Consider the following 25,513-nt stretch of genomic DNA (forward strand, 5'->3'; position numbering starts at 1 on the left):
CCAGCCAGCGCTCGATATCGATGGCCTCCACCTTCACTCGCCCGGTGCCGCGACCGAGGATATCGAGGCGCGCGGCGGCGGCGTAGGAGAGATCGATCTCGCGGTCGTTGTGGAAGGGGCCGCGATCGTTGACGCGCACGATCACCGAATTGCCGTTGTCGAGACTGGTCACCCGCACGAAGCTGGGCAGTGGCAGCGAGCGATGAGCGGCACTCATCTTGTACATGTCGTAGATCTCGCCGTTGGAGGTGGCGTAACCATGGAACTTCTCGCCGTACCAGGACGCCGTGCCCTGGCGGGCATAGCCGCGGGCGTCGGGCAGCACCTGATAGGTCTTGCCCCATACCTCGTAGGTGGGCCGGTTCCCGCCCCGGGATGGAGGTTCGATACGCGGTACCGCATCGGGCACCTCGCTGACGTCCGGCGGCTCCTCGGGATAGGCGTCGCCGGACATGGCGTAACGCTCGCCGCTCCCGGTGGCCGCCGCCGGCGCGGCGGCCCCGCGCTCGCCGGATGGCGGGGATCCACCACCGCCGGCACAGCCGGCCAGCAGCAGCACGACGGCTAGTGCTCCCGGCCAGGCCTTCATGAGCGCCCCTCCGCGTCATCGCCACGGGGCCTCAGGGGAATCGCCTCGAGCGCCTGGGCGTCACGGATCGCCTCGGCCAGCTCGGTCACCGCCATGGCATAGAGGTGGCTGTGATTGTAGCGGGTGATCACATAGAAGTTCTCGTGGCCGAGACGATAGCGAAGAACGTCGTCGGCGTGATCGAGGGCCAGCGGCACCACCGGCTGCCCGTCGTCGAGCTCGCCCCGCGGCTGGATGCCCGCCCGACGCAGCGTCTCGACCTCGGCGTAGGGCGGCCGGGTGAGGTTGAACTCGACCTCGTCGGGCAACGCCTCTGGCCCCTCGGCCTCGGCATAGATCGGTGCCCCAGGGCGCCAGCCGTGCTCGGCGAAATAGTTGCCCACGCTACCGATGGCGTCGACCGGATTGGTCCAGAGATCGCGGATGCCGTCACCGTCGAAGTCGACCGCATAGGCGCGGTAGCTGGTGGGGATGAACTGCGGATAGCCCATGGCGCCCGCGTAGGAGCCCTCGAGGCTGCCGGGATCGACCCCCTGCTCGCGGGTGATCTCCAGGAAGGCCGCCAGTTCGCCACGAAAGAAGGCACCACGCACTGGATGGTGGAAGGCCAGGGTGGAGAGCGAATCGAGCACCCGATGACGGCCGGTAAAGCGGCCGTAACTGGTCTCGACGCCGATGATGGCGGCGATCACCTCGGCGGGCACGCCGTACTGGGCCTCGGCGCGCTCGAAGGCGTCGCGATGGGCCTCGATGAAGGCCACGCCGCGAGCGATGCGCTCGGGCTGCAGGAAGATCTCGCGATACTCGTCCCAGCGCAGGCGGCGCTCGGCGGCGCCCTCCATGGCATCGAGCACGCCCTGCTGGAAGGCGGCGTCGCGCATGGCCGCCTCGAGCCAGTCGCGCTCGATGCCCCTTTCGGCGAGCTCCTCGACCAGCGCCCCCACCGCTGCGTGTCGGGCGGGATCGAAATCCACTGCGGCCTGGGCGCCCTGCGCCAGCAGCGACAATCCGGCACAGGCGATCACGGCCAGGCCCTTCCTCGGTCCTTGAAAACGGGACACCGTCATTCTCTTGCCCTCTCCTGCGTCGGCGGCTAGCGCGGCAGCAACCTACGGTGAGCGTGAATGGCCATGAGAATACCGAAACCGGCCAGCAAGGTCACGCTGGAGGTGCCGCCATAACTGACCAGCGGCAGCGGTACCCCGACCACCGGCAGGATGCCGCTGACCATGCCCACGTTGACGAAGACGTAGATGAAGAAGGTCAGAACGATGCTCCCGGCCAGCAGGCGCCCGAAGGTGTCCTGGGCACCGGCGGCCAGCCACAGGCCGCGACTGATGATCAGCAGGTAGAGCACCAGCACCGCCAGCATGCCGGCCAGCCCGAACTCCTCGCCGAGTACCGCGACGATGAAATCGGTGTGTCGCTCGGGCAGGAACTCGAGCTGTGACTGGGTGCCCTGCAGCCAGCCCTTGCCGAACAGCCCGCCGCTGCCGATGGCGGTGGTCGACTGGATGATGTTCCAGCCCGACCCCAGCGGGTCGCTGTTGGGATCGAGGAAGGTCAGCACCCGCTGGCGCTGATAATTGTGCAGGTTCATCCACAGCACCGGCAGGGCCGCCGCCACCAGGCCGGCCAGCACGGCGATGAAACGCCAGGAGAGTCCGGCCAGCAACACCACGAAGACCGCCGCCGTGGCCACCAGCAGTGAGGTGCCCAGATCGGGCTGCTTGGCGATCAGCGCCACCGGCGCCCCGATGAGCAGTGCGCAGACCGCCAGGTCCTTCACGCGCGGGGGCAGCTCGCGACGGCTGAGGTAGGCCGCCACCATCAGTGGCATCGCCAGCTTCATCATCTCCGACGGCTGGAAGCGAATGACCCCGGGAATCACCAGCCAGCGCTGGGCCCCCATGCCCATGTCGCCCACCAGCTCCACCGCCACCAGCATCAACAGGCCAACGGCATAGGCCGGCAACGCCCAGCGCAGCAGTGTGGATGGTGACAGCTGGGCCAGCAGCAGCATCACCACCAGCGCCACCCCGAAGCGAATGCCCTGAGCGACCACCGCCTCGAGTCGCTGACCACTGGCGCTGTAGAGCACCACCAGCCCGGCCAGCATCAGCACCAGCAACATGGCCAGCAGCCAGGGGTCGAGGTGGGTTCGCTCCCAGACGGTGCGACGACGGGCGATGCCGCTCTGGGGGGGGCGCACCGGATGGCCACGCAGGGCGCGGGTCAGATCGATCAATGCCATGGGTCAGTTCCCCGCCACGTTGCCGGTATCGTTCTCCATCGCTTCGCGCAGCTCCTCGACGTCGGGCTCCTCGTCGTCGAGGAGCCAGGCATCGGTCATGGCCCGCGCCAGATGCGCCGCATGGGTACTGCCGCCCCCGGCGTTCTCGACGATCACCGACACGGCGATCTGCGGCTCCTCGAGGGGGGCGAAGGCCATGAACAGCGCGTGATCGCGCAGCCGCTCAGCGAGCTCCTCGGCGTCGTAGCGCTGGTCCTGGCCCAGCGAGAAGACCTGGGCGGTGCCCGACTTGCCCCCCATGCGGTAATCGAGCCCGACCCCGGTACGCCGCGCCGTGCCCTCGCTGCCGCTGAGCACCTTCTCCATGCCGGAGAACACCTTGTCCCACCAGCCGTCGGAGGCAAGCTCGATGTCCGCCGGGGTCTCGGGCAACGCCAGCGGCACCGGGTCGTCACCGATCCGGCTGGCCAGCCGCGGCTTGACCCACTGCCCCCGGTTGGCGAGCACCGCGGTAGCGGTGGCCAGTTGCAGCGGGGTGACCTGCCAGTACCCCTGGCCGATCCCCACCGACAGGGTCTCGCCGGGGTACCAGGGCTGGTTGAAGCGGCCGCGCTTCCAGTCCCGCGACGGCATCAGGGCGGTGCTCTCGCCGAAGACGTCGTGACCGACCCGCTGGCCGAAGCCGAAGGCGCTCATGCTGTCGTGGAGCCGGTCGATGCCCATGTCGTGGGCCAGCGAATAGTAATAAGTGTTGTTGGACACGGCGATGGAGCGCTCCATGTCGACCCGGCCATGGCCCCAGCGCAGCCAGTTGCGGTAACGCCGCGAATCGTTGGGCAACTGGTAGTAGCCCGGGTCGAAGATGGTCTTGTCCGGGGTGATCACCCCCTCGACCAGGCCGGCCAGGGCCAGGAAGGGCTTGATGGTCGAGCCCGGTGGATACTGGCCGCGAATGGCGCGGTTGAACAGCGGCAGGTCGATGTCCTCCTGCAGCGCCCGGTAGGAGGCCACGTCGATGCCGGTCACGAACTGGTTGCTGTCGAACCCCGGGACCGAGACCATGGCCAGGATCTCGCCGGTCGCGGGCGCGATGGCGACGATGGAGCCGCGCCGGCCGTCGAGCAGTTCATAGGCGAGCTGCTGCAGCTCCTTGTCGAGGGTCAGGGTCAGGTTCTGTCCCGGCACCGGGTCGGTACGACCGAGCTCGCGCAGCACCCGGCCGCGGGCGTTGGTCTCGACCTTGCGCAGCCCCGCCTGGCCATGCAGGGCATCCTCGTAGAAGCGCTCGACGCCGGTCTTGCCGATGAAGTGGGTGCCGGCATAGCGGCCGGTGTCCAGGGTCTCGAGCTCCTCGGCGTTGATGCGACCCACGTAACCCAGCGCATGGGCCATGATCTCGGCGTCCGGATAGTAGCGCAGCAGCTGGGCCTCCACCTCGACCCCGGGCAGGCGATGCCGGTTGACCGCCAGTCGAGCGATCTGGTCCTCGTCGAGGTCGCTCATCAACAGCGCCGGCTGGAAGGGGCGCTGGCGCTGGCGCGACCGTACCCGGAAGGCCTCGGCCTCCTCATCGGGCAGCTCGAGGAGACGCACCAGCAGGGTCAGAGTGGCATCCAGGTCGTCGACCCGCTCCCGCACCAGGGTAAGGTTGTAGGTGGGGCGGTTCTCGGCCAGCAGCTCGCCGTTGCGATCGTAGATCAGGCCGCGAGTAGGCGGCAGCGGCTCCACCCGGACCCGGTTCTTCTCCGAGCGGGTGCTGTAGACCTCATGCTGCACCACCTGCAGATAGACCAGCCGCCCCATCAGCAGACCGGTCATGGCGAAGACCAGCAGCACCGCCAGCAGCGAGCGCACGCGAAAGATGCGCAGCTCCTGCTCGGGGTTCTTCAGGGTGTCGCGTCGCTCACGCATTCTCGGCAATGGCCTCGGCAGACGCCTCGCACTGCGGCGGGCTCATGTCGGTTACAGGGACACCTTCGAGGGTCGGGGACGGCTCAACGGTGATAGGGATGCCCGACCATCAGGGTCCAGGCACGGTAGAGCTGCTCGGCGAGCAGGATGCGCACCAGCGGGTGGGGCAGGGTCAGCGGCGACAGCGACCAGCGCTGGTCGGCAGTGGCCGAGAGCGACGGCTCGAGGCCGTCCGGCCCACCCACCAGCAGGACCACGTCACGCCCCTCGAGACGCCACGCCTCGGCTTCCCGGGCCAGTTGCTCGGTGCTCCACGGCTTGCCGCCCACCTCAAGGGCCACCACCCGCTCGTCGCCCCGGAGGCGGGCCCGGAGTCGCTCGGCCTCGAGGGCGACCGCCCGGGTCACGTCGGCATTCTTGCCGCGCTGCCCGGGAGCGATCTCCTCCACCTCCAGGGTGAAGTCACGGGGCAACCGCTTGCGATACTCCTCGACGCCCTGGGTCACCCAGCCCGGCATGCGGGTCCCCACCGCCAGCAGGCGGACCCTCATGCGCCGCCCGCCTCGCCTCCGCTGCGCGAACCGCGCACCTCCGCGTCGCTGGGCAGGTCGGCCCAGAGGCGCTCGAGATCATAGAGCTGGCGGGTCTCGGGCAGCATCACGTGGACCACCAGGTCGCCGAGATCCACCAGCACCCAGTCGGCACCGTTCTCGCCCTCGACGCCCAGCGGCTGGACGCCGCCGGCCTTGGCCTTCTCGACCACGTTGTCGGCCAGCGCCGCCACATGGCGAGTGGAAGTGCCGCTGGCGATCACCATCAGGTCGGTCACGCTGGTCAGGCGCGAGACATCCATCAGGCTGATGTCCCTGGCCTTGAGTTCCTCCAGCGCGTCCACCGCCAGAGTCTTGAGTGCGTCGATTTGCATAGCCCTTCGTGTCAGCCCCTCGTTGAAGCGAAATCGTGGTTACCATCATTGTACCGGGTTGCGGCTGCTCTCAGGAACCGGAATAGAAACCATGGGCGAGGATGCGCGCCTCCACCGCCTCGGGCAGCAGGTAGCGCACGCTGCGCCCCTCGGCCAGGCGCCGACGCACCTCGGTGGCCGAGATCACCATGCGCGAGGGCAGCGCCAGGCGCAGCAGCGATCCCGCCGGCCGGGCCATCAGCGCCTCCGGGGAGCCGACCTCGCGCCCGGCGAGCAGCGCCTTCAGCGCCGCCGGCAGCGGCGCTTCGAAGCCGGGGCGGTCGATCACCACCACATGGGCCAGCGCGAAGAGCCGCTCGGGCTCGTGCCAGTCGGCCAGCCGCCGGAAGGCGTCATGGCCCAGCGCCATCACCAGGCGAGCCCGTTCGCCGAGCTCCCCGCGTAGCGAGGCCAGGGTATCGGCGCTGTAGGAGGGGCCGTCCCTGCACAGTTCGCGAGGATCGGCGGTGAGCCCCGGGGTGTCGCCGATACCCAGGCGCAGCAGCGCGAGGCGCTCGGCGGGCGCGACATGCGGCTCGCCCCGCAGCGGCGGCGTGCTGGCGGGAATCATGTGCACCCGGTCGAGGTCGAGCGCCTCGCGCAGCTCCACGGCGCTGCGCAGGTGGCCCAGGTGCACCGGGTCGAAGGTCCCGCCGAGCATGGCCACCCGCGGCGGCGGGTCACCGGCCCGCGCCGGCAGTCGGCGCGACGTCTCGGGCGTCACTGGCGAACCTGGCCGTCACCGAGGACGATGTACTTGCGGGTGGTGAGCCCTTCGAGGCCCACCGGGCCACGGGCGTGGAGCTTGTCGGTGGAGATGCCGATCTCGGCACCCAGGCCGTACTCGAAGCCGTCGGCGAAGCGGGTCGAGGCATTGACCATCACCGAACTGGAGTCCACCTCGGCCATGAAGCGGCGGGCCAGGCCGTAGTGCTCGGTGACGATGGCATCGGTGTGGTGCGAGCCGTAGCGCTCGATATGCGCGACCGCCGCGTCCATGCCGTCGACCACGCGGATCGCCAGCACCGGCGCCAGGTATTCGGCATGCCAATCCTCCTCGGTGGCGGGAACCGCCTCGGGGAGAATGGTGCGCGTACGCTCGCAGCCGCGCAGCTCGACGCCGTGCTCGGCATAGGCGGCGGCCAGCTTCGGCAACAGCGCCTCGGCCACCGGCGCGTCCACGAGCAGGGTCTCCATGGTGTTGCAGGTCCCGTAGCGATGGGTCTTGGCGTTCACCGCAATGGCCAGGGCCTTCTGCGGGTCGGCGGTGGCATCGATGTAGACGTGGCAGACCCCGTCCAGGTGCTTGATCACCGGTACCCGCGCCTCGCGAGAGATGCGCTCGATCAGCGACTTGCCACCCCGCGGAATGATCACGTCGACGTATTCGGGCATGGCGATCAGCCGGCCCACGGCGGCGCGGTCGGTGGTCGCCACCACCTGTACCGCCCCCTCGGGCAGCCCGGCATCGGCGAGCCCGGCACGGATGCAGGCGGCGATGGCGGCGTTCGACTCGCGGGCCTCGGAACCACCACGCAGGATGCAGGCGTTCCCGGACTTGAGACAGAGACTGGCGGCTTCCAGGGTGACGTTGGGCCGTGACTCGTAGATGATGCCGATCACCCCCAGGGGCACCCGCATCTGGCCCACCTGGATGCCGCTGGGTCGCGAGCGCAGGCCATCGATCTCGCCCACCGGATCCGGCAGCGCCGCGACCTGGGTGAGCCCCTCGACCATGGCGTCGATACGCCCGTCGTCGAGCGCCAGTCGCTCGAGCAGCGCGGTGTCCAGACCGCTCTCCCGCCCCCGCGCCAGATCGCGGGCATTGGCGGCGAGCAGCTCGGCGCGCGCCTCGATGAGCCGCTCGGCCATGGCCAGCAGCGCGGCGTTCTTGGCCCCGGTGGGGGTGCGGCGCATCGCGGTGGCGGCGCTACGGGCCGCCTGGCCGAGGCGCTCCATATAGGTATCGACATCGCCGATACTCTCGGTACCGGCAGCCAGGACAGAGGACGAATCGGAGTGGGAGGCGTGCGCAGTCATGCCGTAGAGTGTCTCCTGAGGCCGGTGTCGCCGAGACAGGGGCGGCACCGGCGTTATACTGTGCGGAAAACCGGGAAGGGATTCATAGTAAGCCACCATGCAGAGCAAGTACAAAATCGGCCTGCTGCGGGGCAACCTGCTGGCCGCGGCCCTGTTGCTGGCGTTGCTCGCCCCCGCCGCGCCCACCCTCCCCGAGGCCCTGCTCCTGTGGCTGGCGACGGGCTGGCTGGGGGTGACCGCCGTGCTGCTGGAGTTCAGCCATCGCCGTCCGGCCATGGTGCCGTGGCAACTGCTGCCCAGCCTGCTGCTGGCTGCCCTGCTGTGGGTAGCCCCCGAGCGCTACCTGATCTGGCTATGGGCCTGGGCGGTGCTGATCATGCTGCCCCAGCCCGCCTGGATGGCGGCGCTCAACGTGCTGCTCGCCGCCCTCACCTGGTGGTCGCTGCTGGACAGGATGGGCCTGGAACAGGCCGCTCTCTCGGGGCTGGTCCTGGCCGGCCTGTTGCTCCTCGGCCTGGTCCGCAGCCGCGACCTGCAGCCGCTGCGCGGCCCGGCCCGGCGCCGCATGCGCCTGATCCCGGGGCTGCGCCTCTGGCCCCGGAACCAGCTCTCCCACGACCTGGTTCGCGAGCGGGCCCGAGCCCAGCGCGAAGGCGTTCATGCCGAGCTGTTGATCCTCCAGACCTCGCCCGGCCGGCTCTGGCCACTGGCCCGCCGGCTCTGCCGGTCCACCCGCAGCTTCGAGAACTGCTACCGCCTCGACCGCCGCACCCTGGCGACCCTGCTGCTCAGTCGCGATGCCGAGCAGGCCGAGCAGCGCCGCGACCGGCTGCTGAGCGCCCTCGACACGACGGCTCGATTGCGCGTCACCGCCCTGTCCCGGGTCGAGTCGCTCGGCGACGAATGCCGCGCCCTGGAGCGACAGCACACGCCCCTGGCCGTGATCCGAGGACTCGAGCATGATTGAGCCCCGCCCCGCGCGGTTGCACGCCCTGGTCTACAGCACCGGCGCCCTGCTGCTGCTCGGCCATGCCCTGTGGCTCTACCTGATGGGCGACTATCCGAGCATCCTGCTCCCGGTGTTGCTGACCCCCTTGATGCTGCTCGCCGCCCTGTTGCGCCTGGGCCAGGACGACCACGGGAGGCTCTCGGCCTATCTGGTGCTGATCTGCGGCTACCTGCTGATCGCCGTCGAGCTCCCCCAGCAGGCGTCGCTGGCGCCCCTGTGGCTGGGCCTGCCGGCGGTGCTCACCCTGCTGCTGCTGCCGCTGGGGCCGGCCATGCTGCTCAACGTCATGCTGGTGCCGATCTGGCTGATTCTGGTCGGCGACCAACATCTCGATCGCGACCTGACGCTGAGCTACCTGGCCCTGGTGGTGGTGGCCGGCCTGACGCCCTGGGAATTCCTGCGTCAGCAGGCCTTGCTGCGGGCCACCGATCCACGCGACCCGGATTGCCCCGCCACCAACCGCGAAACCCTTCACGACCGGCTGCACAGCGAGTGCGAGCGCGCCGACCTGCTGGACCAGCGCCTGGCGGTACTGCTGCTGCACCTGCCTCAGTTCGACATGGCCGGCGAGCAGTTCGGCCCCCGGGTCCGCCAGGCCCTGCTCGACGCCGTCTGCCAGGAGGTCGACAAGCGCTGCCGCGACCATGACCTGCTGGGCCGGGAAGGGCCGGCCGACTTCTGGCTGGTGCTGCCCGACACCAGCGAGAACGGCGCCATGCTGGTGCGCCAGCGCCTCGAACAGTCGCTGCAGCGGACGGTACTGCTGGAGCTCGGCACGATCGAGACCCGCATGACACTCTGCCTGCTGCAACCGCGGGAGTCACCGGAACACTTCGAGCAGCGCCTGCAGACCCGAACCCAGCGCCTGGCCGAGATCTGATTCCCCGCCGCCGACCACGGAGCGTCCTCTTGAGCCTTGCCGATACCCTCTATCAGCTGACCCCGTCCCCGCCCCTGCTGCTGCTGCTCATCGCCGCCATCGCCCTGGTCGAGTCCCTGGCCCTGGTCGGCCTGCTGGTGCCCGGCGTCGTGCTGATCACCGCCGCCGCCTCCCTGGCCGGCCATCAGGAAATCGCCCTGGCGGCGGTCATCGCGGTCGCCTTCGTCGGCGCCGTGGTGGGTGACGGGGCGAGCTTCCTGCTGGGCTACACCCAGCGCGAGAGGGTGACTCGCCTGTGGCCCCTCTCTCACCACCCGGAGTGGCTGGCCCGGGGCGCCCGCTTCTTCCAGCGCTACGGCACCCTGTCGGTGTTCTTCGGCCGCTTCGTCGGCCCGGTACGCCCCATGGTGCCGTTGATCGCCGGCATGCTGCACATGTCGCCACGCGCCTTCACCTGGGCCAACCTTGCCTCGGCGGCCCTGTGGGCCCCCGCCTACGTACTGCCCGGCTATCTGCTGGGGCGCACCTGGCAACAGCTGCTCGACCTGCCGGAGGGCACCGAGACCTGGCTGATCGCCCTGGCCGTACTGCTGGTGGCGCTGGTGGTGGTGTTCTCCTGGCTGCGCCAGCAGGTCACCCGCCCCGGGCGCCTCTATCGCCTGGCGGCCAACGGCGCACGGCGCCATCCGGTGATGCGCCGCCTGTGGCTGGCCCAGAGCTGGCGAGGTCGGGGCGAGGTGCCGCTGGCCAGCTGGCTGCTGCTGATCCTCACCCTGGGCGCCCTCTCGGGCTGGACCCTGATGGTGATCCAGCACCAGGGCCCGCTGAACATGGACCTGCGCGTCGACTCGCTCTTCGCGGCCCTGACCTCCCCCGCCCTGGCGCGAGTCGGCCAGGTGCTCGCCCGGATCGGCGACACCTACGGGGTGTTGGCCCTGGTGCTGCCCTGGGGGCTCTGGCTGCTGTGGAAGCGCCACCTGGCGGCCTTCGTGCACATCGCCGCCGGCCTCGGCGGCATCGCGCTGCTCAACACCCTGGGCAAGGCACTGATCGGTCGCGACCGCCCCGGCACGCCGGACTACCTGACCGGCTCCCTGGCCTACCCCAGTGCCCACGCCTCCACCGCCGTGGTGGTCGCCGGCCTGGCCGCCGCCTTCATCGCCCAGGAGCTGCCCCACCGACAGCGCCACTGGGTCTACTGGGGGGCGATCCTGCTCGTCGTCCCCATGGCGCTCTCGCGGCTGGTGATCGGCGTGCACTGGCTCAGCGACCTGGTCGGGGGCGCCCTGCTCGGCCTGGTGGTCTGCGCCCTGGTGCGCCTGGCCTGGCAGCAGAAGCCCCATCCGCCGCTCGCGCCCTGCCCCTGGTGGTGGCTCGCTGCCGCTTCGCTGGTCCTGGTCGGCGCCCGGGTGGCCTGGCTACCGCCGGTCTAGGCCCCTACCCCAGGGCCAGCCACACCCCGACGCCAACCATCAGCGAGCCGGCGAGACGGTTGAGCAGGCGCACGTTGTCACTCTCGCCGAGCAGCCGGCGCAGGCTGCGCCCGCCGGCGGCGTAGAGCACCAGGCAGAGGAACTCGATGGTCAGTATCACCGCGATCAGCACGCCGAGCTGGCCGGCCAGCGCCCGCGAGGCGTCGAGGAAGGGCGGCAGCAGGGCGACGAAGAAGGCCCAGCCCTTGGGGTTGGCCACGGCGGTGAGAAAGCCCTGCAGCGCCAGCTGACCGCGGGAGGCCGGCGGCAATTCGAGCCTCTCGAGGGGAATCGCCATGCGCCCGCGGGAGCGCCACATCATCACCCCCAGATACCCCAGGTAGGCGCCGCCCACCCACTTGAACAACGCGAACAGCGCCGGCTGACGCAGCATCAGCGTGGCCACCCCGGCACCGGCGGCGGCGGCCACCAGGCCCACGCCGACCAGCTCGCCGGCCATCATCCACAGGGTCCGTTTCACGCCCTGGGTCATCCCCAGCACCATGGAGAGCGTCATGCACATGCCGGGGGTCAGCGATACGAACAGGAAGGTCGGCACGAAGACCGACAGCAGCGACAACTTGATCATCAGCGAAGGCCTCGTCCTTGTCTGCCCAGCCTGGCGCCCCCAGCCTGGCAGGAGCGGGTGACACCGCCATGACGACTCCCGTACCGGGAGCCCCCTCACCCGCCCCAGCGTGGCATCAGGCGATGCTCGATTCCCAGCTGGTTGAGGATCCGCGCCACGATGAAGTCGACCAGGTCGTCGATGCGCTGCGGCTGATGGTAGAACCCCGGCGCCGCCGGCAGGATCACCGCGCCCATGCGGGTCAGGGTCAGCATGTGCTCGAGGTGGATCGCCGACAGCGGCGTCTCGCGGGGCACCAGGATCAAGCGGCGGCGCTCCTTGAGGGTCACGTCGGCGGCGCGCTCGATCAGGTTGTTGCTGGCGCCGGTGGCCACCGCCGAGAGGGTGCCGGTGGAGCAGGGACAGATCACCATCGCCGACGGCGCCCCGGACCCCGAGGCCACCGGCGCCATCCAGTCCTCGCGGCCGAAGCAGCGGATCTGCCCCGCCACTGCCCCGCAGCGCTCGGTGAGCGCCTCGGCCAGCCGCTGCGGGCGAGCCGGCAGGTCGACCCCGGTCTCGGTGGTGATGACCAGATGGGCGGCCTTGGAGATCATCACCCACACCGCGTGGTCGGCTGCCACCAGCGCCTCGATCAGGCGCAGGCCGTACTGGGCCCCGGAGGCGCCTGTGATGGCCACCGTGACCGGTTCTCGCAGATCGTCAGCCATGGGCGGCCTCCAGCGCGGCGAGCAGCTTCTCGTGGATGCCGCCGAAGCCGCCGTTGGACATCACCACGATGCGATCGAGCGGCCGCGCCTCGGCCACCAGGGCATCGACCAGGGCGTCGAGATCCTCGTGGAGCCGGGACGGTACCGGGCTCGCGGCGAGCAGCGGCGCCAGCGACCAGTCGAGCCCCGGAGGCTGGTACCAGAAGGCGGCGTCGGCGGCGCCGACGCTGGCGGCGAGGCGATCGCGCAGGGTGCCCAGGCGCATGGTATTGGAGCGCGGCTCGACCACCGCCAGCAGCCGGCCGCGGGGGGTGGCGGCGCGCAGCCCCTCCAGGGTGGCGGCGATGGCCGTGGGGTGGTGGGCGAAGTCGTCGATCACCTGGATCCCGGCCACCTCGCCACGCAGCTCCTGGCGCCGGCGGGGGGACTCGAAGCGCGACAGCGCCGCGCAGCCCCGTGCCAGGTCGACCCCGCAGGCGTGTGCCGCCGCCAGCGCGGCCAGGGCGTTGCGGGCGTTGTAGGCGCCGGTCAACGGCCAGTCGACCACGGCGTCCTCATCCGCCGCGTCCTGCTGGTGGATCACCCGGAAGCGCGAGGCGTCCTCGCGCTCGAGCGCCAGCCGCCAGGGGCTGGAGGCCTCCCCGCCGAAGCGCACCACCGGCGTCCAGCAGCCCTGCTCGAGCACCCGGTCCAGCGCCGGTTCGCCGTCGGCCACCAGCAGCCGGCCACGGCCGGGCACGGTGCGCACCAGGTGGTGGAACTGCCGTTCGATGGCGGCCAGATCGGGGAAGATGTCCGCATGATCGAACTCGAGATTGCCGAGGATGGCGATCTCGGGGCGGTAGTGGACGAACTTGGAGCGCTTGTCGAAGAACGCGGTGTCGTACTCGTCGGCCTCGACCACGAAGGGCGCGTCATGGGCGCCGAGACGCGCCGAGACGCCGAAGTTGCGCGGCACGCCGCCGATCAGGAAGCCCGGAGCGAGGCCGGCGGATTCCAGCAGCCAGGCCAGCAGGCTCGCCGTGGTGGTCTTGCCGTGGGTCCCGGCCACGGCGATCACCCGCCGTCCGGCCAGGACATGCTCGGCGAGCCACTGGGGACCGGAGACATAGGGCATCCCCCGGTCGAGCAGCGCCTCGACCTCGGGATTGCCCCGGGAGAGGGCGTTGCCGACCACCACCAGGTCGGGACGCGGCGTGAGATTGGCGGCCGCGTAGCCCTCGGCCAGATGGATGCCGGCCTCCTCGAGCTGGGTGCTCATGGGCGGATAGACATTGGCATCCGAGCCGCTGACCGTGAGGCCCAGTTCACGGGCCAGCAGCGCCAGGCTACCCATGAAGGTGCCGCAGATGCCGAGAATGTGAAGGTGCATGCTGTCTCCGACTGCATCGTGCCGCCGCGGGCCGCGGCGCGGTCACGGGAGACTAGCATGGCGCCCGCGGCGCGCTCCAGCGAGCACCGTCGTGGACGGCACACAAGCCCTCTTGGGCCCGGTGACCGCGCAGATGCAGCCCATGCCGCTTTCGGCTAGAATCAGACCCCTTTCGAACCCCGAAGGAATCACCGAATAGGCCGACGCCGCGGTCGCCCACGCCTCTATTCAGTGATTCCTGGACGCTACCCAGGAGCAGGAAAGCCCCCATGGCCCAGCACAACGCCTTCTACGCCCAGTCCGGCGGCGTCACCGCCGTGATCAACGCCAGCGCCTGCGGCGTGATCGAGGCCTGCCGCCGCCACCCGGACCGCATCGGCAAGATCTATGCCGGCCACAACGGCATCATCGGCGCCCTGACCGAGGACCTGATCGATGTGAGCCAGGAGTCCGACGACACCATCGCCGCCCTGCGCCACACCCCGGGCGGCGCCTTCGGCTCCTGCCGCTACAAGCTCAAGGATATCGAGAGCCACCGCGCCCAGTACGAGCGGCTGATCGAGGTGTTCAAGGCCCACGACATCCGCTACTTCTTCTACAACGGCGGCGGCGACAGCGCCGACACCTGCCTCAAGGTCTCTCAGCTCTCCGAGAAGCTGGGCTATCCGCTGACCGCCATCCACGTGCCCAAGACCGTGGACAACGACCTGCCGATCACCGACAACTCGCCGGGCTTCGGCAGCGTGGCCAAGTACATCGCCACCTCGACCCTGGAAGCCTCGCTGGACATCGCCTCCATGTGCGCCACCTCCACCAAGGTGTTCGTGCTCGAGGTGATGGGCCGCCACGCCGGCTGGATCGCCGCCGCCGGCGCCCTGGCCGGCAACGGCGAGGGCGAGCCGCCCCACCTGGTGATCTTCCCCGAGGTGCCCTTCGACCGCGCCAGGGTGATGACCCGGGTCGAGGAGGCGGTGCGCAAGTACGGCTACTGCGTGATCGTGGTCTCCGAGGGCGCCCGCTACGAGGACGGCACCTTCCTCGCCGACTCCGGCAACACCGACGCCTTCGGCCACCGCCAGTTGGGCGGCGTGGCGCCGACGCTGGCCGGCATGGTCAAGCAGGACCTGGGCTACAAGTACCACTGGGCGGTGGCCGACTACCTGCAGCGTGCCGCCCGCCACCTGGCCTCGAAGACCGACGTCGACCAGGCCTACGCGGTGGGCGAGAAGGCCGTGGAGCTCGCCCTCGAGGGCAAGAACGCCATGATGCCGGCGATCAAGCGCGTCTCCGACGCCCCCTACGCCTGGCGCATCGAGGCCGCGCCGCTGGCCGAGGTCGCCAACCGCGAGAAGTTCATGCCCCGGGAGTACATCCGCGAGGACGGTTTCGGGATCACCGAGGCGTGCCGCCAGTACCTCTCGCCGCTGATCCAGGGCGAGGACTTCCCGCCGTTCGAGAACGGCCTGCCGAAGGTCGCCCACCTCAAGCGCGCCAAGGCCGAACGCAAGCTGCCCGAGTTCAAGCTCTAGGCTGCGGGCTGCGGGCTACGAGCTGGTCGTGGCCCGTGGCGCGCGCGGCTCACGCAGCTAACGAAGCAGCCACGACAGCACCAGCAGCAGCAGCAGGATGCCCGCCACCCCCTGCCAGAAACCGCCCGGTTCACGCAGCATGCGCGGGCTGGCGTGCGAGCTGCCACGCTCGGCCCCCAGCGGCTGGCGCAGCGCATGGAGGAACTCCGACATGCGCCGGTAGCGCAGCGCGCGCTGCGGGTCCAGCGCCCGGCGCAGGGCATCGTCCAGTGCCGGCGTCACCTCGGGGTTGAGGGTGCGAGCGCTGCGATAGGCGAGCTGCTCCAGGTCGGTGTGGCCGCGCAATCGGTCGGGGGTCAGGGCATAGGGCAGCTCGCCGGTCAGCAGCCAGTAGACGGTGGAGGCAAGGGAGTACTGGTCGCTGCGCCGCCCCACCGAGTCGTCCAGGGCATACTCCGGGGCGCTGTGCTCGGTGAGACCCACCTGGCGCACCAGTTCCCGCGAGCGCTTGTGGCCGTCCACGTCACGCAGGTGGCAGGCACTGAAGTCGGTCAGCACTACCTGGCCATGGGTGTCGATCAGCACATTGCCGGGATGGATCTGCTGGTGCAGCAGGTCGCGGTGGTGCAGCGCCTGTACCGCCTTGCCGAGCTGATTGGCGATGTCCAGGCGCTGGACCAGGCTCGCCTGGGGATGCCGTCGTGCCCACTCGGTCAGGGTCTCCCCCTCCACGTAGGCCATCAGGTAGTAGAGATGGCGGCGCGGCCGCGAGGGCTCCATGATGCGGACCACGAACGGCGACTTGACCCGCTCCACCACCCACTGCTGGAGCAGGAAGTGCTCCAGGTAGGCATTGCGGTTCGAGAGCTCCGGGCTCGGCGCCTTCATCACCATCTCTCGCTCGGTGTGCACGTCGCGCACGCGGTAGACCCGCGACTGGGCGGTACGCGACAGCACCGCCTGAACCTCCAGCCCGTCCAGGCGCTCGCCGGGGGAGAGCTCGGGGGGGATCGGCAGGTCGCCGTAGACCCGTCCCGGCGTGTCCTGCTCCTCGTCGGGCAGTTGATCGATGCGCACCAGCTGGAAGCAGAACTGCTCGGCGCCATAGCCACGCTCCTGGGCCCGCGCGACCGCCGCCTCGGCGAGGCGCTCGCAGGCGGCATCCAGGTCGCTGGCGTCCTGGCGGATCAGCCGCACGTAGTCCGAGGGCATCAGGGTGCCCTGCGCCACCTGGGTGGTGAACAGGAAGAGGTCTCCCTGCTTGAGGGGCATGCGCATGTAGTCGATGTCGATGCTGCCATCCATGCCGAGCGCTCGCGAAGGATAGCGGTAACCACCCAGGTCGGTGACATGATCGCGGGAGAGCTGCTCGAACTCGGCACCGCGCAGCCGGAACACCAGGGTGTCGCCCATGTGGAAGAGATGCCCCTCGCGACCCCGGTAGACCAACGCCGACAGCGAGGAGACATAACTTCCCTCCTCGAGGTGCTGGCTTTGGCTATAACACCAGCCATTGAGGGCACGCAGCACCCGGGTGGCCGAGCTCTTGACGTCCCAGTGGTCGGGGGTCGAAAAGTAATCCGCCAGGAAACCGCGAACGCTGAGGTCCCCCGCCTGCTTGGCGATGGCGTTGCGCGAGATGGAGTCGCTGATCACCGCACAGGCACCCTTGGCACGCATGAGCGTCTGCTCGGGCACGCGCACCGACATCGAGCTGCGATGCCGGCGCAGGTCCGGGGCCACGAAGGCCTGTCCATAACTCAGTGACAGCGGGGCGGATGCCAAGATGCTCTCCTCAGGGTCGAACCTCGGGGTCGGAACGGCACGTCGTCACGGGCCAGGGGTTCATCGGAACACCATGATACACTCGTGACGGTGCGGCTGGAGTGTCAACCATGGCCGCACACGCCACTCACGCCCCGCGTCGGCACCTATGTCGCATTGGTAATACCCGCCCCGGCTCCGTATAATTCGCCGGATTTTTCGCCTATCCGGATTTTCGCCAACCGAAGGAAGCGACGATGAACTTCGACAACATCCCCGCCGGCAAGGAACTCCCCAACGACGTCTACGTCGCAATCGAGATCCCGGCCAACCACGCGCCGATCAAGTACGAGATCGACAAGGACATGGGCGCGCTGCTGGTCGACCGCTTCATGGCCACGCCGATGTTCTACCCGGCCAACTACGGCTTCATCCCGCACACCCTGGCCGACGACGGCGACCCCCTGGATGCCCTGGTGGTGACGCCCTATCCGGTGCAGGCCGGCGCCGTGATCCGCGCCCGCCCGGTGGGCATCCTCAACATGACCGACGAGGCCGGCGAGGATGCCAAGCTGGTCTGCGTGCCGCACCCCAAGCTCTCCACCCTCTATGACGATGTCCAGGAGGTCACCGACCTGCCCGAGCTGCTGCGCCAGCAGATCGCCCACTTCTTCGAGAACTACAAGGATCTCGAGAAGGGCAAGTGGGTGAAGGTGGAGTCCTGGGAAGGCGCCGAGGCCGCCCGCAAGGCGATCGAGAAGTCCGTGGCCGCCTACCAGAAGGCCTGATCACGCCTCTCGTACACGCGAACGGGCCGCCCGGAGGGGCGGCCCGTTCGCGTATCGGGGCTCACCCCTCGGACGCCCCACCCTCGTCCTCCGGGGTCGGCTCCGACAGCGGCTCGGGCTCCTTGGCCTGCTCGTCCTCCCGGGCCTCCTCGGGCGATGCCAGGGCCGGGGGCGGGCTCTCGCCCCCGGCATCCTCGCTGCGCTCCACCGCTTCCACCGGCGGCTCGACGGGCTGCTCCTCCTCGGCCGCCTCGGGGGCGGCCAACCCGGCCGGCGGCGCCTCGAGCGTCCCGGCCAGCTCCCGGGCCAGGTCCCTGGCCCGGATCACGTGATTGGCCATCACCAGCGAATGGTTGGCGAAGATGCCGAAGCCCGACCCGTTGAGCACCATCGGGCTCCACAGCCGTCGCTGGGTCCGCTCGAGCTCGGCGACGAGCAACTCCCACTCGCCCAGCGCATCGGCCCGCTCGAGCACGTCCGCCTGGTCGCGGCGCACCGCCTCGAGCAGATGCAGGAGCGCCCAGCCGGTGCCGCGGGCCTCGAAGAAGATATCGTCGACCCGGTACCAGGGCGTGCGCGACGGCAGCTCGCCGGCATCGATGCCCAGGTCGCGCAGCCGCTCACGGTTGCCGACGCTGGCGGAGAGTCGCGCCCCCAGGTCGTCGAGCCGCCTGCCGACCTGTTCCAGCCAGGCCGCCAGGCCGGCGCCGGCATCGAAGCCCGCTCCGCCCTCCTCGCCCAGCGCCGCCAGGTAGTCGCCGAGAGCGTCGAGCGCCTGCTCGAGACGATGCTCGGTGGAGGGATAGAGCCAGTCGCGACCATCTCCCCCCAGTCGGTCGGCGACCTCCGCCAGCGCCGGCTGGTCGCCCTCCTCCATGGTCGGCAGCGCCCGGGCGAGGTCGCGGGCCTGGATCAGCGCCCCCAGCTCCCAATTGGGCATGTTGTCCAGCCACAGCCCCGGCGGTGCGATGTCGTTGCGCAGGTAGCCACCGGGCTTGTCGCGCAGGGTGCTCACGACGCGCATCAGGGTGGCCGCGGTCACGGCCCCACGGGCAGCCGGAGCGGATGCCGCCTCGCCGCGCTGCTCGGCGGTGGCCTGCTCGACGTCGAAGGCCGCCGGCTCCCGGCTCCACCAGATCCCCAGCGCCACGACCACCAGCAGGTAGATCACCACCAGCGCCAGCAGCGGCTTCCAGATCCAGCCATAGTCCGGACGCTCGAGTGCCTCGGTCCTCCTGCGGCGCCTGGCGGCACCCTTTTCCGTCAAAGCCATGGTCCTGATTCCCTGAAGTTGGCAAAGGCGGCGGCGCGACAATGGGGCGCAGCCGGGAGCGGCATCATGCGATCAACAGTGCCGGCTTCCTGGGTTATCCTAGCAGCTGAATTCTACTCGCGGCGCCCGGTGTGGAACCCCGAGCAGCCGCGAGAGTCCTAATCGCGCCTACCTGGAAGAGGAAGACCGAGTTGATCATCAGACGCCTGGCCTGCCTGCTCGCCCTTGCGCTGCTGCCGCTCGCCGGTCACGCCCAGTGGTTCTCCTCGAACGGCTCCGGCGGCGATTTCCTGCCGGTGCTGGAGGCCTTCCAGCCCAGTGCCTGGCACGACGGCGAGACCCTGTTCGTGGGGGTCGAGAATGCCGACGGCTACTACCTCTACCGTCACCAGTTCGCCGTCGAGGCCGGGGATGAAGCACTCGATCTGGGTGAGCCCCGGCTACCGCCGGGCGAGTTCAAGAGCGACGAGTTCCTCGGCGATGTCTACGTCTTCTACGACCGGGTGGTCTTCGAGGTGCCACTCGAGAACGCCCCCTCGGGGCCGCTGGACCTCACCCTGACCTTCCAGGGCTGCGCCGATGCCGGCCTCTGCTACCCCCCCGAGCGGGTCGACCTGCAGGCGCCCGAGAGCTCGGCACCGGCGGCCTTCGCCGGCTGGCTGGCCGGGGATGACGACAATGGCGGTCGCGGTCGCGATGCCGCGGCCCCCGACACGGCGCCCCCCGCCCCCCAGAGCGAGGATGGCCGCTTCAGCGCCCTGATGAGCGATGCCAGCCTGCCGCTGGCCCTGGGCCTGTTCTTCCTCGCCGGGCTGGGGCTCACCCTCACCCCCTGCGTGCTGCCGATGGTGCCGATCCTGTCGTCGATCATCGTCGGCCAGCACCCGACCCGGCCGCGCGCCTTCGTCCTCTCGGCCAGCTATGTGGCCGGCATGGCGCTGACCTACGCGGCGGTGGGCGTGCTGATGGGACTGTTCGGCGCCGGGCTCAACCTCCAGGCGCGGCTGCAGTCCCCGCCGGTACTGATCGCCTTCGCTGTGCTGTTCGTGCTCTTCGGCCTGGCCATGCTCGGAGCCTTCAACCTGCGCCTGGCGCCCCGGCTGGCCGGACGCATCGATGCCTGGCAGGCTCGTGCCCAGCACAGCGGCCCCGGCGGCCTGGCCCTGGCCGGTTCGCTCTCGGTACTGGTGGTCTCGCCCTGTGTCTCGGCGCCTCTGGCCGGCGCCCTGGTGTTCATCTCCACCACCGGCGACGCCCTGCTGGGCGGCGCCGTCCTGCTCGCCCTGGGACTCGGCATGGGCGTGCCACTGCTCGTGGTCGGCACCTTCGGCACCACCCTGCTGCCACGTACCGGCGCCTGGATGAACGGCGTCAAGATCGCCTTCGGCATTCTGTTGTTCGGGGTGGCGATCTGGCTGGTCGAGCGCCTGCTGCCCTCTGCCATGGCCCTGCTGCTGTGGGCGGCGCTGGCCATCGGCAGTGCCCTGGCGCTGGGGGCGCTGACCGTCAATCAGGCCCAGGGCTGGCCGCGGGTACGCCAGGCCACCGGCATCCTGCTGCTGGCCTGGGGCATTGCCCTGGTGTTCGGTGCCGCCCGCGGCGCCCACGACCCGCTGCGCCCCCTGGCGCCCCGCCTGACCCAGCCCGGTCCGGCCGGCGAGACCGTCGAGGTCACCACCGTGCGTAGCCTCGACACCCTGGAAGCCGCCCTGCAGGCCGCCAGCGACGAGGGCCGCCCGGCCTTCGTCCACTTCACCGCCGACTGGTGCATCTCCTGCAAGCAGCTGGAGCGCCAGGTCTACCCCGACCCCCGCGTCGCCGAGCCCCTTGCCACCTTCGCCCGCATCAACGTCGACGTCACCGCGACCGACGACACCTCCCGCGAGCTGCTCGACCGCTTCGGGCTGTTCGGCCCGCCGAGCCTGCTGTTCTTCGACGATGCCGAGGAGATCCGCGCGGCGCGCATCCAGGGCGAGGTGCGCCCCGCCGCCCTGGCCAGCCACCTGGACGACCTGCTGGCATGGCTCGACGCCCGTCGCAGTTGATATGCCGGCTCGTCCTGCGATGCCGTGAACATCGTCAAACAGGCGTTTAAATTCCGCCATCGAACGCTGTTCTCCTGCTGGCTGGACATCCACGCCGATTTTCGGCACACTCCGGCGTCAATGCCTTATCAAGGCCGATAGAGGCGGAAAGAGTCGCCATCTTGCCGCGATCTATTGCGAGTTGGCCCGGGTTGACAGCGTCGCCCGGGCAACCGGCCACCCACCGATACCAATCGATCGAGACTAGAGTCATGGATATCCGCAAGGTCAAGAAGCTGATCGAACTTCTCGAAGAGTCCAACATCAGCGAAATCGAGATCCAGGAAGGCGAGGAATCGGTACGCATCAGCCGACACCCCAACGGCACGAACTGGCAGCAGCCCATGCCCCAGGGCTATGCGCCACCGGCACCGGCGGCGGCCCCCCCGGCCCCGGTGGCTCCCGCCGAACCCGCCGGCGAAGCCGCGCCCGCCTATCAGGGCCACGCCGTGACCTCGCCCATGGTCGGCACCTTCTACCGCTCGCCGGCACCGGGCGCCAAGCCCTTCATCGAGGAGGGCTCCAGCGTCAAGAAGGGTGATACCGTGTGTATCATCGAGGCCATGAAGATGATGAACCAGATCGAGGCCGATCGCGATGGCGTGATCGAGGCGATCCTGGTCGAGGACGGCGAACCGGTCGAGTTCGACCAGCCGATGCTCGTCATCTCCTGATCTTCCCACAGACACTGGCGGACCCCATCATGCTGGACAAGGTTCTCATCGCCAATCGCGGCGAGATCGCCCTGCGCATCCTGCGCGCCTGCAAGGAGCTGGGCATCAAGACCGTCGCGGTCCACTCCAAGGCCGACCGCGAGCTGATGCACGTGCGCCTGGCCGACGAGGCCGTGTGCATCGGGCCGGCGCCCTCGGCCCAGTCCTACCTGAACATCCCGGCGCTGATCAGCGCCGCCGAAGTCACCGATGCCAGCGCCATCCATCCCGGCTACGGCTTTCTCTCCGAAAACGCCAATTTCGCCGAACAGGTCGAGCGCTCCGGCTTCGTCTTCATCGGCCCGCGGGCCGAGACCATCCGCCTGATGGGCGACAAGGTCAGCGCCATCGAGTCGATGAAGAAGGCCGGTGTCCCCACGGTGCCCGGTTCCGACGGCCCGCTGCCGGAGGACGACGAAGGGGAGATCGTCGCCATCGCCCGGCGCATCGGCTACCCGGTGATCATCAAGGCCGCCGCCGGCGGCGGCGGGCGCGGCATGCGCGTGGTACACACCGAAGCGCACCTGCTCTCGGCGGTCACCGTCACCCGGACCGAGGCCCACTCGGCCTTCGGCGACGGCACCGTCTACATGGAGAAGTTCCTCGAGAACCCGCGCCACGTCGAGGTCCAGGTACTGGCCGATGGCCAGGGCAACGCCATCCACCTCTTCGACCGCGACTGTTCGCTGCAGCGCCGCCACCAGAAGGTGATCGAGGAAGCGCCGGCCCCGGGCATCGATCCCGCCGCCCGCGCCGAGGTGCTCGAGGCGTGCCGGCAGGCCTGCCTCACCATCGACTACCGGGGCGCCGGCACCTTCGAGTTCCTCTACGAGAACGGCCAGTTCTTCTTCATCGAGATGAACACCCGGGTCCAGGTGGAACATCCGGTCACCGAGATGGTCACCGGCGTGGATATCGTCCGCGAGCAGCTGCGCATCGCCTCGGGGCTGCCGCTGTCGGTCCGCCAGGAAGACGTGCAGATCAACGGCCACTCCTTCGAGTGTCGCATCAACGCCGAGGATGCCCGCACCTTCATGCCCTCCCCCGGCAAGGTGACCCTCTACCACCCGCCGGGCGGCCTGGGCGTGCGCATGGACTCCCACGTCTATACCGGCTACACGGTGCCGCCCCACTACGACTCGCTGATCGGCAAGCTGATCACCTGGGGCGCCGACCGCGAGACCGCGCTGATCCGCATGCGCAACGCCCTGGACGAATTGCTGGTGGAAGGCATCAAGACCAACACCGACCTGCACAAGGACCTGGTCCGCGACGGCTACTTCCAGCAGGGTGGCGTGAATATCCACTACCTGGAAAAGAAGCTCGCGCAGTAATCGCGCAGCGCTTCGCGGGGTGGCCGACGCCACCCCGTTTTCGTTTCCCGTTGTCCGTCACCCCGGCGATCCGATCGCCCCTTGACGCCTCAAGGAGCCCGCCATGCCCTGGCTGCAACTGAAGGCCCATATCGCCCCCGAGCAGGCCGAGACCCTGGAAGAGCTGCTGCTCGCCGAAGGCGCCACCGCCATCACCCTGCAGGACGCCCACGACGACCCGGTGTTCGAGCCCGAGCGAGGCAGCACCCCGCTGTGGAACGAGACGGTGCTCACCGGACTCTATGACGATCTGGAGGGTATCGCGGCGATGCTCGAGCGGCTGGCCGCCGCCTGGGCCGAGACGATGCCCGGCGAGCCGCTCCCGGTGATCGAGCACGAACTCCTCGCCGACCGCGACTGGGAGCGCGAGTGGATGGACGACTTCACGCCCCTGCGCATGGGCCAGCGGCTGTGGATCGTGCCAAGCTGGCACGCGCCCCCCGAGCCCGGCGCGGTGAACCTGCACCTCGACCCGGGGCTCGCCTTCGGCACCGGCACCCACCCCACCACGGCGCTCTGCCTGGAGTGGCTCGATGGCCTGGCGGTGGCCGGCGTACTCGAGGGTCGCGAGGTGCTCGACATCGGCTGCGGCTCCGGGATCCTGGCCATCGCCGCCCTGAAGCTCGGTGCCGAGAGCGCCGTGGGCACCGATATCGATCCCCAGGCGCTGCAGGCCAGCCGCGACAATGCCGAGCGCAACGCCATCGCCGAGGCCGACTTCCGGCTCTGCTATCCGGAGCAGCTCGACGCCGGCGGCTTTCCGGTCGTGCTCGCCAATATCCTCGCCGGTCCGCTGGTCGAGCTGGCGCCGACCATCGCCGGCCATGTCGCTGCCGGTGGTCTCCTGGCGCTCTCCGGCATCCTCGAGCCCCAGGCCGAGGAGGTGCTCGAGGCCTACCGCGCGGAGGGCCTGCTGATGGACGAACCGGTCGTGCGCGAGGGCTGGGTGCGACTGAGCGGGTACCGGGCGATGTGAACAGCGGGTACCGGGCAACGTGAACGGCGGACATTGCCCGACCGACCAAAGATCGCCTTCACCATCGACGATCGGGGGCGTATGATATGCCCCCTTCAAACCAACAGACGCCATCATGCCCGAGACCCGTTCCTCCCTGCCCCGGATCGGCCGCTTCGAGTTGCCCAACAGGGTGATCCTGGCGCCCATGGCCGGGGTCACCGACCGCCCCTTCCGGCAGCTCTGCCGGCAACTCGGGGCGGGCCTGGTGGTGGGCGAGATGGTCACCTCGGACCCCGGCCTGTGGCACACCCGCAAGTCGCGTCTGCGCCTGGATCATCGCGGCGAGCCGGGGCCCCGGGCGGTACAGATCGCCGGCGGTGACGCCGCCATGCTCGCCGAGGCGGCACGACTCAATGCCGAGCACGGTGCCGAGATCATCGACATCAACATGGGCTGCCCGGCCAAGAAGGTGTGCAACAAGGCGGCCGGCTCGGCGCTGCTGCGCGACGAGGCCCTGGTGGCCGAGATTCTCGAGGCGGTGGTGGCCGCCGTTGACATCCCGGTGACGTTGAAGATTCGCACCGGCTGGTGCGCCGAGAGCAACAACGGGGTCCACGTGGCCCGGCTCGCCGAGGCCGCCGGCATCCAGGCCCTGGCCGTCCACGGCCGCCATCGTCAGCAGCGCTACTCGGGCGAGGCCGAATACGACACCATCGCCGCCATCAAGGCCGCGGTGAGTATTCCGGTCTTCGCCAACGGCGATATCGATTCTCCCGAGAAGGCCGCCCGAGTCCTCGACTATACTGGTGCGGATGCGGTGATGATCGGCCGCGGAGCCCAGGGCAACCCCTGGATCTTTCGCGAGATCGATCACTACCTTCGCCAGGGCGAGCATCGTTCTCCCCCGGCCGACGAGGAACGCGCCAGCGTCCTGCGCGACCATCTCGCGGCCCTGCATGATTTCTATGGTGAGCACATGGGTGTGCGCATTGCACGCAAGCATGTCGGCTGGTATCTGGCCGGTGATACCCGCCTCGGCGAGACGGACCGACGCGCCCTGCGGGCCACCTTCAATGGCCTGGAGTGCTCGACAGCCCAGTGCCGCTTCATTGACGAACTGTTTCGTCACGAGCCCGCCACGGCCCCGAGCCGCCTGGCACGGGCCGTGGCATCGGATGGAATCTGTGCCGCATGACCAGCCAAGCCTTCCCCCAGAATCCCGAGCTGTCGGGGCTAGATGC

General features: G+C 69.6%; 23 protein-coding genes. 10 read left to right on the plus strand and 13 right to left on the minus strand.

Going from position 1 to position 25,513, the window contains the following annotated elements:
• The 8 genes from C1H66_RS14105 to C1H66_RS14140 all read right to left on the minus strand — a co-directional run.
• Positions 1-589 (minus strand): septal ring lytic transglycosylase RlpA family protein (locus C1H66_RS14105; RefSeq protein WP_146010732.1); only part of this gene is annotated, 589 nt, incomplete at its 3' end.
• The gene (gene mltB, locus C1H66_RS14110) at positions 586-1,656 is read right to left on the minus strand and encodes a lytic murein transglycosylase B (RefSeq protein WP_102628525.1); all 1,071 of its coding nucleotides are present in this window, start codon (positions 1,654-1,656) and stop codon (positions 586-588) included. The genes mltB and C1H66_RS14105, both read right to left, overlap by 4 nt.
• A gap of 26 nt (positions 1,657-1,682) precedes the next feature.
• The gene (gene rodA / locus C1H66_RS14115; protein ID WP_102628526.1) at positions 1,683-2,843 is read right to left on the minus strand and encodes a rod shape-determining protein RodA; all 1,161 of its coding nucleotides are present in this window, start codon (positions 2,841-2,843) and stop codon (positions 1,683-1,685) included.
• A 3-nt stretch (positions 2,844-2,846) separates the two neighbouring features.
• Positions 2,847-4,754: a penicillin-binding protein 2 gene (gene mrdA, locus C1H66_RS14120; protein ID WP_102628527.1), complete on the minus strand. Its 1,908-nt coding sequence runs from the start codon at positions 4,752-4,754 to the stop codon at positions 2,847-2,849.
• A gap of 83 nt (positions 4,755-4,837) precedes the next feature.
• Positions 4,838-5,305 (minus strand): 23S rRNA (pseudouridine(1915)-N(3))-methyltransferase RlmH, encoded by a 468-nt coding sequence (gene rlmH / locus C1H66_RS14125; RefSeq protein WP_102628528.1) that lies wholly within the window; start codon positions 5,303-5,305, stop codon positions 4,838-4,840.
• Complete coding sequence (rsfS, locus tag C1H66_RS14130) at positions 5,302-5,679, minus strand: ribosome silencing factor (RefSeq protein WP_102628529.1); 378 nt, start codon at positions 5,677-5,679, stop codon at positions 5,302-5,304. The genes rlmH and rsfS overlap by 4 nt, the downstream gene beginning before the upstream one ends.
• 70 nt (positions 5,680-5,749) lie before the next feature.
• Positions 5,750-6,379 (minus strand): nicotinate-nucleotide adenylyltransferase, encoded by a 630-nt coding sequence (gene nadD, locus C1H66_RS14135; RefSeq protein ID WP_102628551.1) that lies wholly within the window; start codon positions 6,377-6,379, stop codon positions 5,750-5,752.
• A gap of 59 nt (positions 6,380-6,438) precedes the next feature.
• Positions 6,439-7,758: a glutamate-5-semialdehyde dehydrogenase gene (locus C1H66_RS14140; protein WP_102628530.1), complete on the minus strand. Its 1,320-nt coding sequence runs from the start codon at positions 7,756-7,758 to the stop codon at positions 6,439-6,441.
• A 97-nt stretch (positions 7,759-7,855) separates the two neighbouring features.
• On the opposite strand from C1H66_RS14140, the gene C1H66_RS14145 reads away from it, so the two are divergent.
• Genes C1H66_RS14145 through C1H66_RS14155 form a run of 3 tightly spaced genes read left to right on the plus strand, consistent with a single transcriptional unit; the run spans position 7,856 to position 11,080 of the window.
• On the plus strand, positions 7,856-8,725 hold the full coding sequence (locus C1H66_RS14145; protein WP_102628531.1) for a hypothetical protein: 870 nt from the start codon (positions 7,856-7,858) through the stop codon (positions 8,723-8,725).
• On the plus strand, positions 8,718-9,647 hold the full coding sequence (locus C1H66_RS14150; RefSeq protein ID WP_102628532.1) for a GGDEF domain-containing protein: 930 nt from the start codon (positions 8,718-8,720) through the stop codon (positions 9,645-9,647). The genes C1H66_RS14145 and C1H66_RS14150 overlap by 8 nt, the downstream gene beginning before the upstream one ends.
• Before the next feature lie 29 nt (positions 9,648-9,676).
• Positions 9,677-11,080, plus strand: coding sequence for a bifunctional DedA family/phosphatase PAP2 family protein (locus C1H66_RS14155; protein WP_102628533.1), 1,404 nt, complete (start codon positions 9,677-9,679; stop codon positions 11,078-11,080).
• Positions 11,081-11,084: 4 nt separating this feature from the next.
• On the opposite strand, the gene C1H66_RS14160 is transcribed toward C1H66_RS14155, so the two are convergent.
• The 3 genes from C1H66_RS14160 to mpl form a co-directional block, all read right to left on the minus strand.
• Positions 11,085-11,708, minus strand: a complete 624-nt coding sequence (locus C1H66_RS14160; protein ID WP_181423467.1) for a LysE family translocator — start codon at positions 11,706-11,708, stop codon at positions 11,085-11,087.
• A gap of 95 nt (positions 11,709-11,803) precedes the next feature.
• On the minus strand, positions 11,804-12,418 hold the full coding sequence (locus C1H66_RS14165) for a flavin prenyltransferase UbiX (RefSeq protein WP_102628534.1): 615 nt from the start codon (positions 12,416-12,418) through the stop codon (positions 11,804-11,806).
• Positions 12,411-13,790, minus strand: coding sequence for a UDP-N-acetylmuramate:L-alanyl-gamma-D-glutamyl-meso-diaminopimelate ligase (gene mpl / locus C1H66_RS14170; protein WP_102628535.1), 1,380 nt, complete (start codon positions 13,788-13,790; stop codon positions 12,411-12,413). The genes C1H66_RS14165 and mpl overlap by 8 nt, the downstream gene beginning before the upstream one ends.
• Positions 13,791-14,059: 269 nt before the next feature.
• On the opposite strand from mpl, the gene C1H66_RS14175 reads away from it, so the two are divergent.
• Positions 14,060-15,319, plus strand: coding sequence for a 6-phosphofructokinase (locus C1H66_RS14175; protein WP_102628536.1), 1,260 nt, complete (start codon positions 14,060-14,062; stop codon positions 15,317-15,319).
• Between the two features lie 57 nt (positions 15,320-15,376).
• On the opposite strand, the gene C1H66_RS14180 is transcribed toward C1H66_RS14175, so the two are convergent.
• Entirely contained in the window at positions 15,377-17,104 is a 1,728-nt protein-coding gene (locus tag C1H66_RS14180; protein WP_102628537.1) for a bifunctional protein-serine/threonine kinase/phosphatase, read from the minus strand.
• A gap of 236 nt (positions 17,105-17,340) precedes the next feature.
• Between C1H66_RS14180 and ppa the strand changes: the two genes are divergently transcribed.
• Positions 17,341-17,871: an inorganic diphosphatase gene (gene ppa / locus C1H66_RS14185; protein WP_102628538.1), complete on the plus strand. Its 531-nt coding sequence runs from the start codon at positions 17,341-17,343 to the stop codon at positions 17,869-17,871.
• A 61-nt stretch (positions 17,872-17,932) separates the two neighbouring features.
• On the opposite strand, the gene C1H66_RS14190 is transcribed toward ppa, so the two are convergent.
• Positions 17,933-19,144, minus strand: coding sequence for a DUF2333 family protein (locus C1H66_RS14190; protein ID WP_102628539.1), 1,212 nt, complete (start codon positions 19,142-19,144; stop codon positions 17,933-17,935).
• A gap of 191 nt (positions 19,145-19,335) precedes the next feature.
• Here C1H66_RS14190 and dsbD point away from each other — a divergent pair, with 191 nt between their 5' ends.
• From dsbD to dusB, 5 genes are all read left to right on the plus strand, one after another.
• On the plus strand, positions 19,336-21,189 hold the full coding sequence (gene dsbD, locus C1H66_RS14195; protein WP_102628540.1) for a protein-disulfide reductase DsbD: 1,854 nt from the start codon (positions 19,336-19,338) through the stop codon (positions 21,187-21,189).
• 251 nt (positions 21,190-21,440) lie between these two features.
• Positions 21,441-21,902, plus strand: a complete 462-nt coding sequence (gene accB / locus C1H66_RS14200) for an acetyl-CoA carboxylase biotin carboxyl carrier protein (protein WP_102628541.1) — start codon at positions 21,441-21,443, stop codon at positions 21,900-21,902.
• Positions 21,903-21,931: 29 nt separating this feature from the next.
• On the plus strand, positions 21,932-23,275 hold the full coding sequence (accC, locus tag C1H66_RS14205; protein ID WP_102628542.1) for an acetyl-CoA carboxylase biotin carboxylase subunit: 1,344 nt from the start codon (positions 21,932-21,934) through the stop codon (positions 23,273-23,275).
• A gap of 103 nt (positions 23,276-23,378) precedes the next feature.
• Positions 23,379-24,290 (plus strand): 50S ribosomal protein L11 methyltransferase, encoded by a 912-nt coding sequence (prmA, locus tag C1H66_RS14210; RefSeq protein ID WP_102628543.1) that lies wholly within the window; start codon positions 23,379-23,381, stop codon positions 24,288-24,290.
• A 115-nt stretch (positions 24,291-24,405) separates the two neighbouring features.
• Positions 24,406-25,467, plus strand: a complete 1,062-nt coding sequence (gene dusB / locus C1H66_RS14215) for a tRNA dihydrouridine synthase DusB (protein WP_102628544.1) — start codon at positions 24,406-24,408, stop codon at positions 25,465-25,467.
• Positions 25,468-25,513: the final 46 nt, after the last annotated feature.

Source organism: Halomonas heilongjiangensis (assembly GCF_002879645.1).
GTDB classification, from domain to species: Bacteria; Pseudomonadota; Gammaproteobacteria; order Pseudomonadales; family Halomonadaceae; genus Halomonas; species Halomonas heilongjiangensis.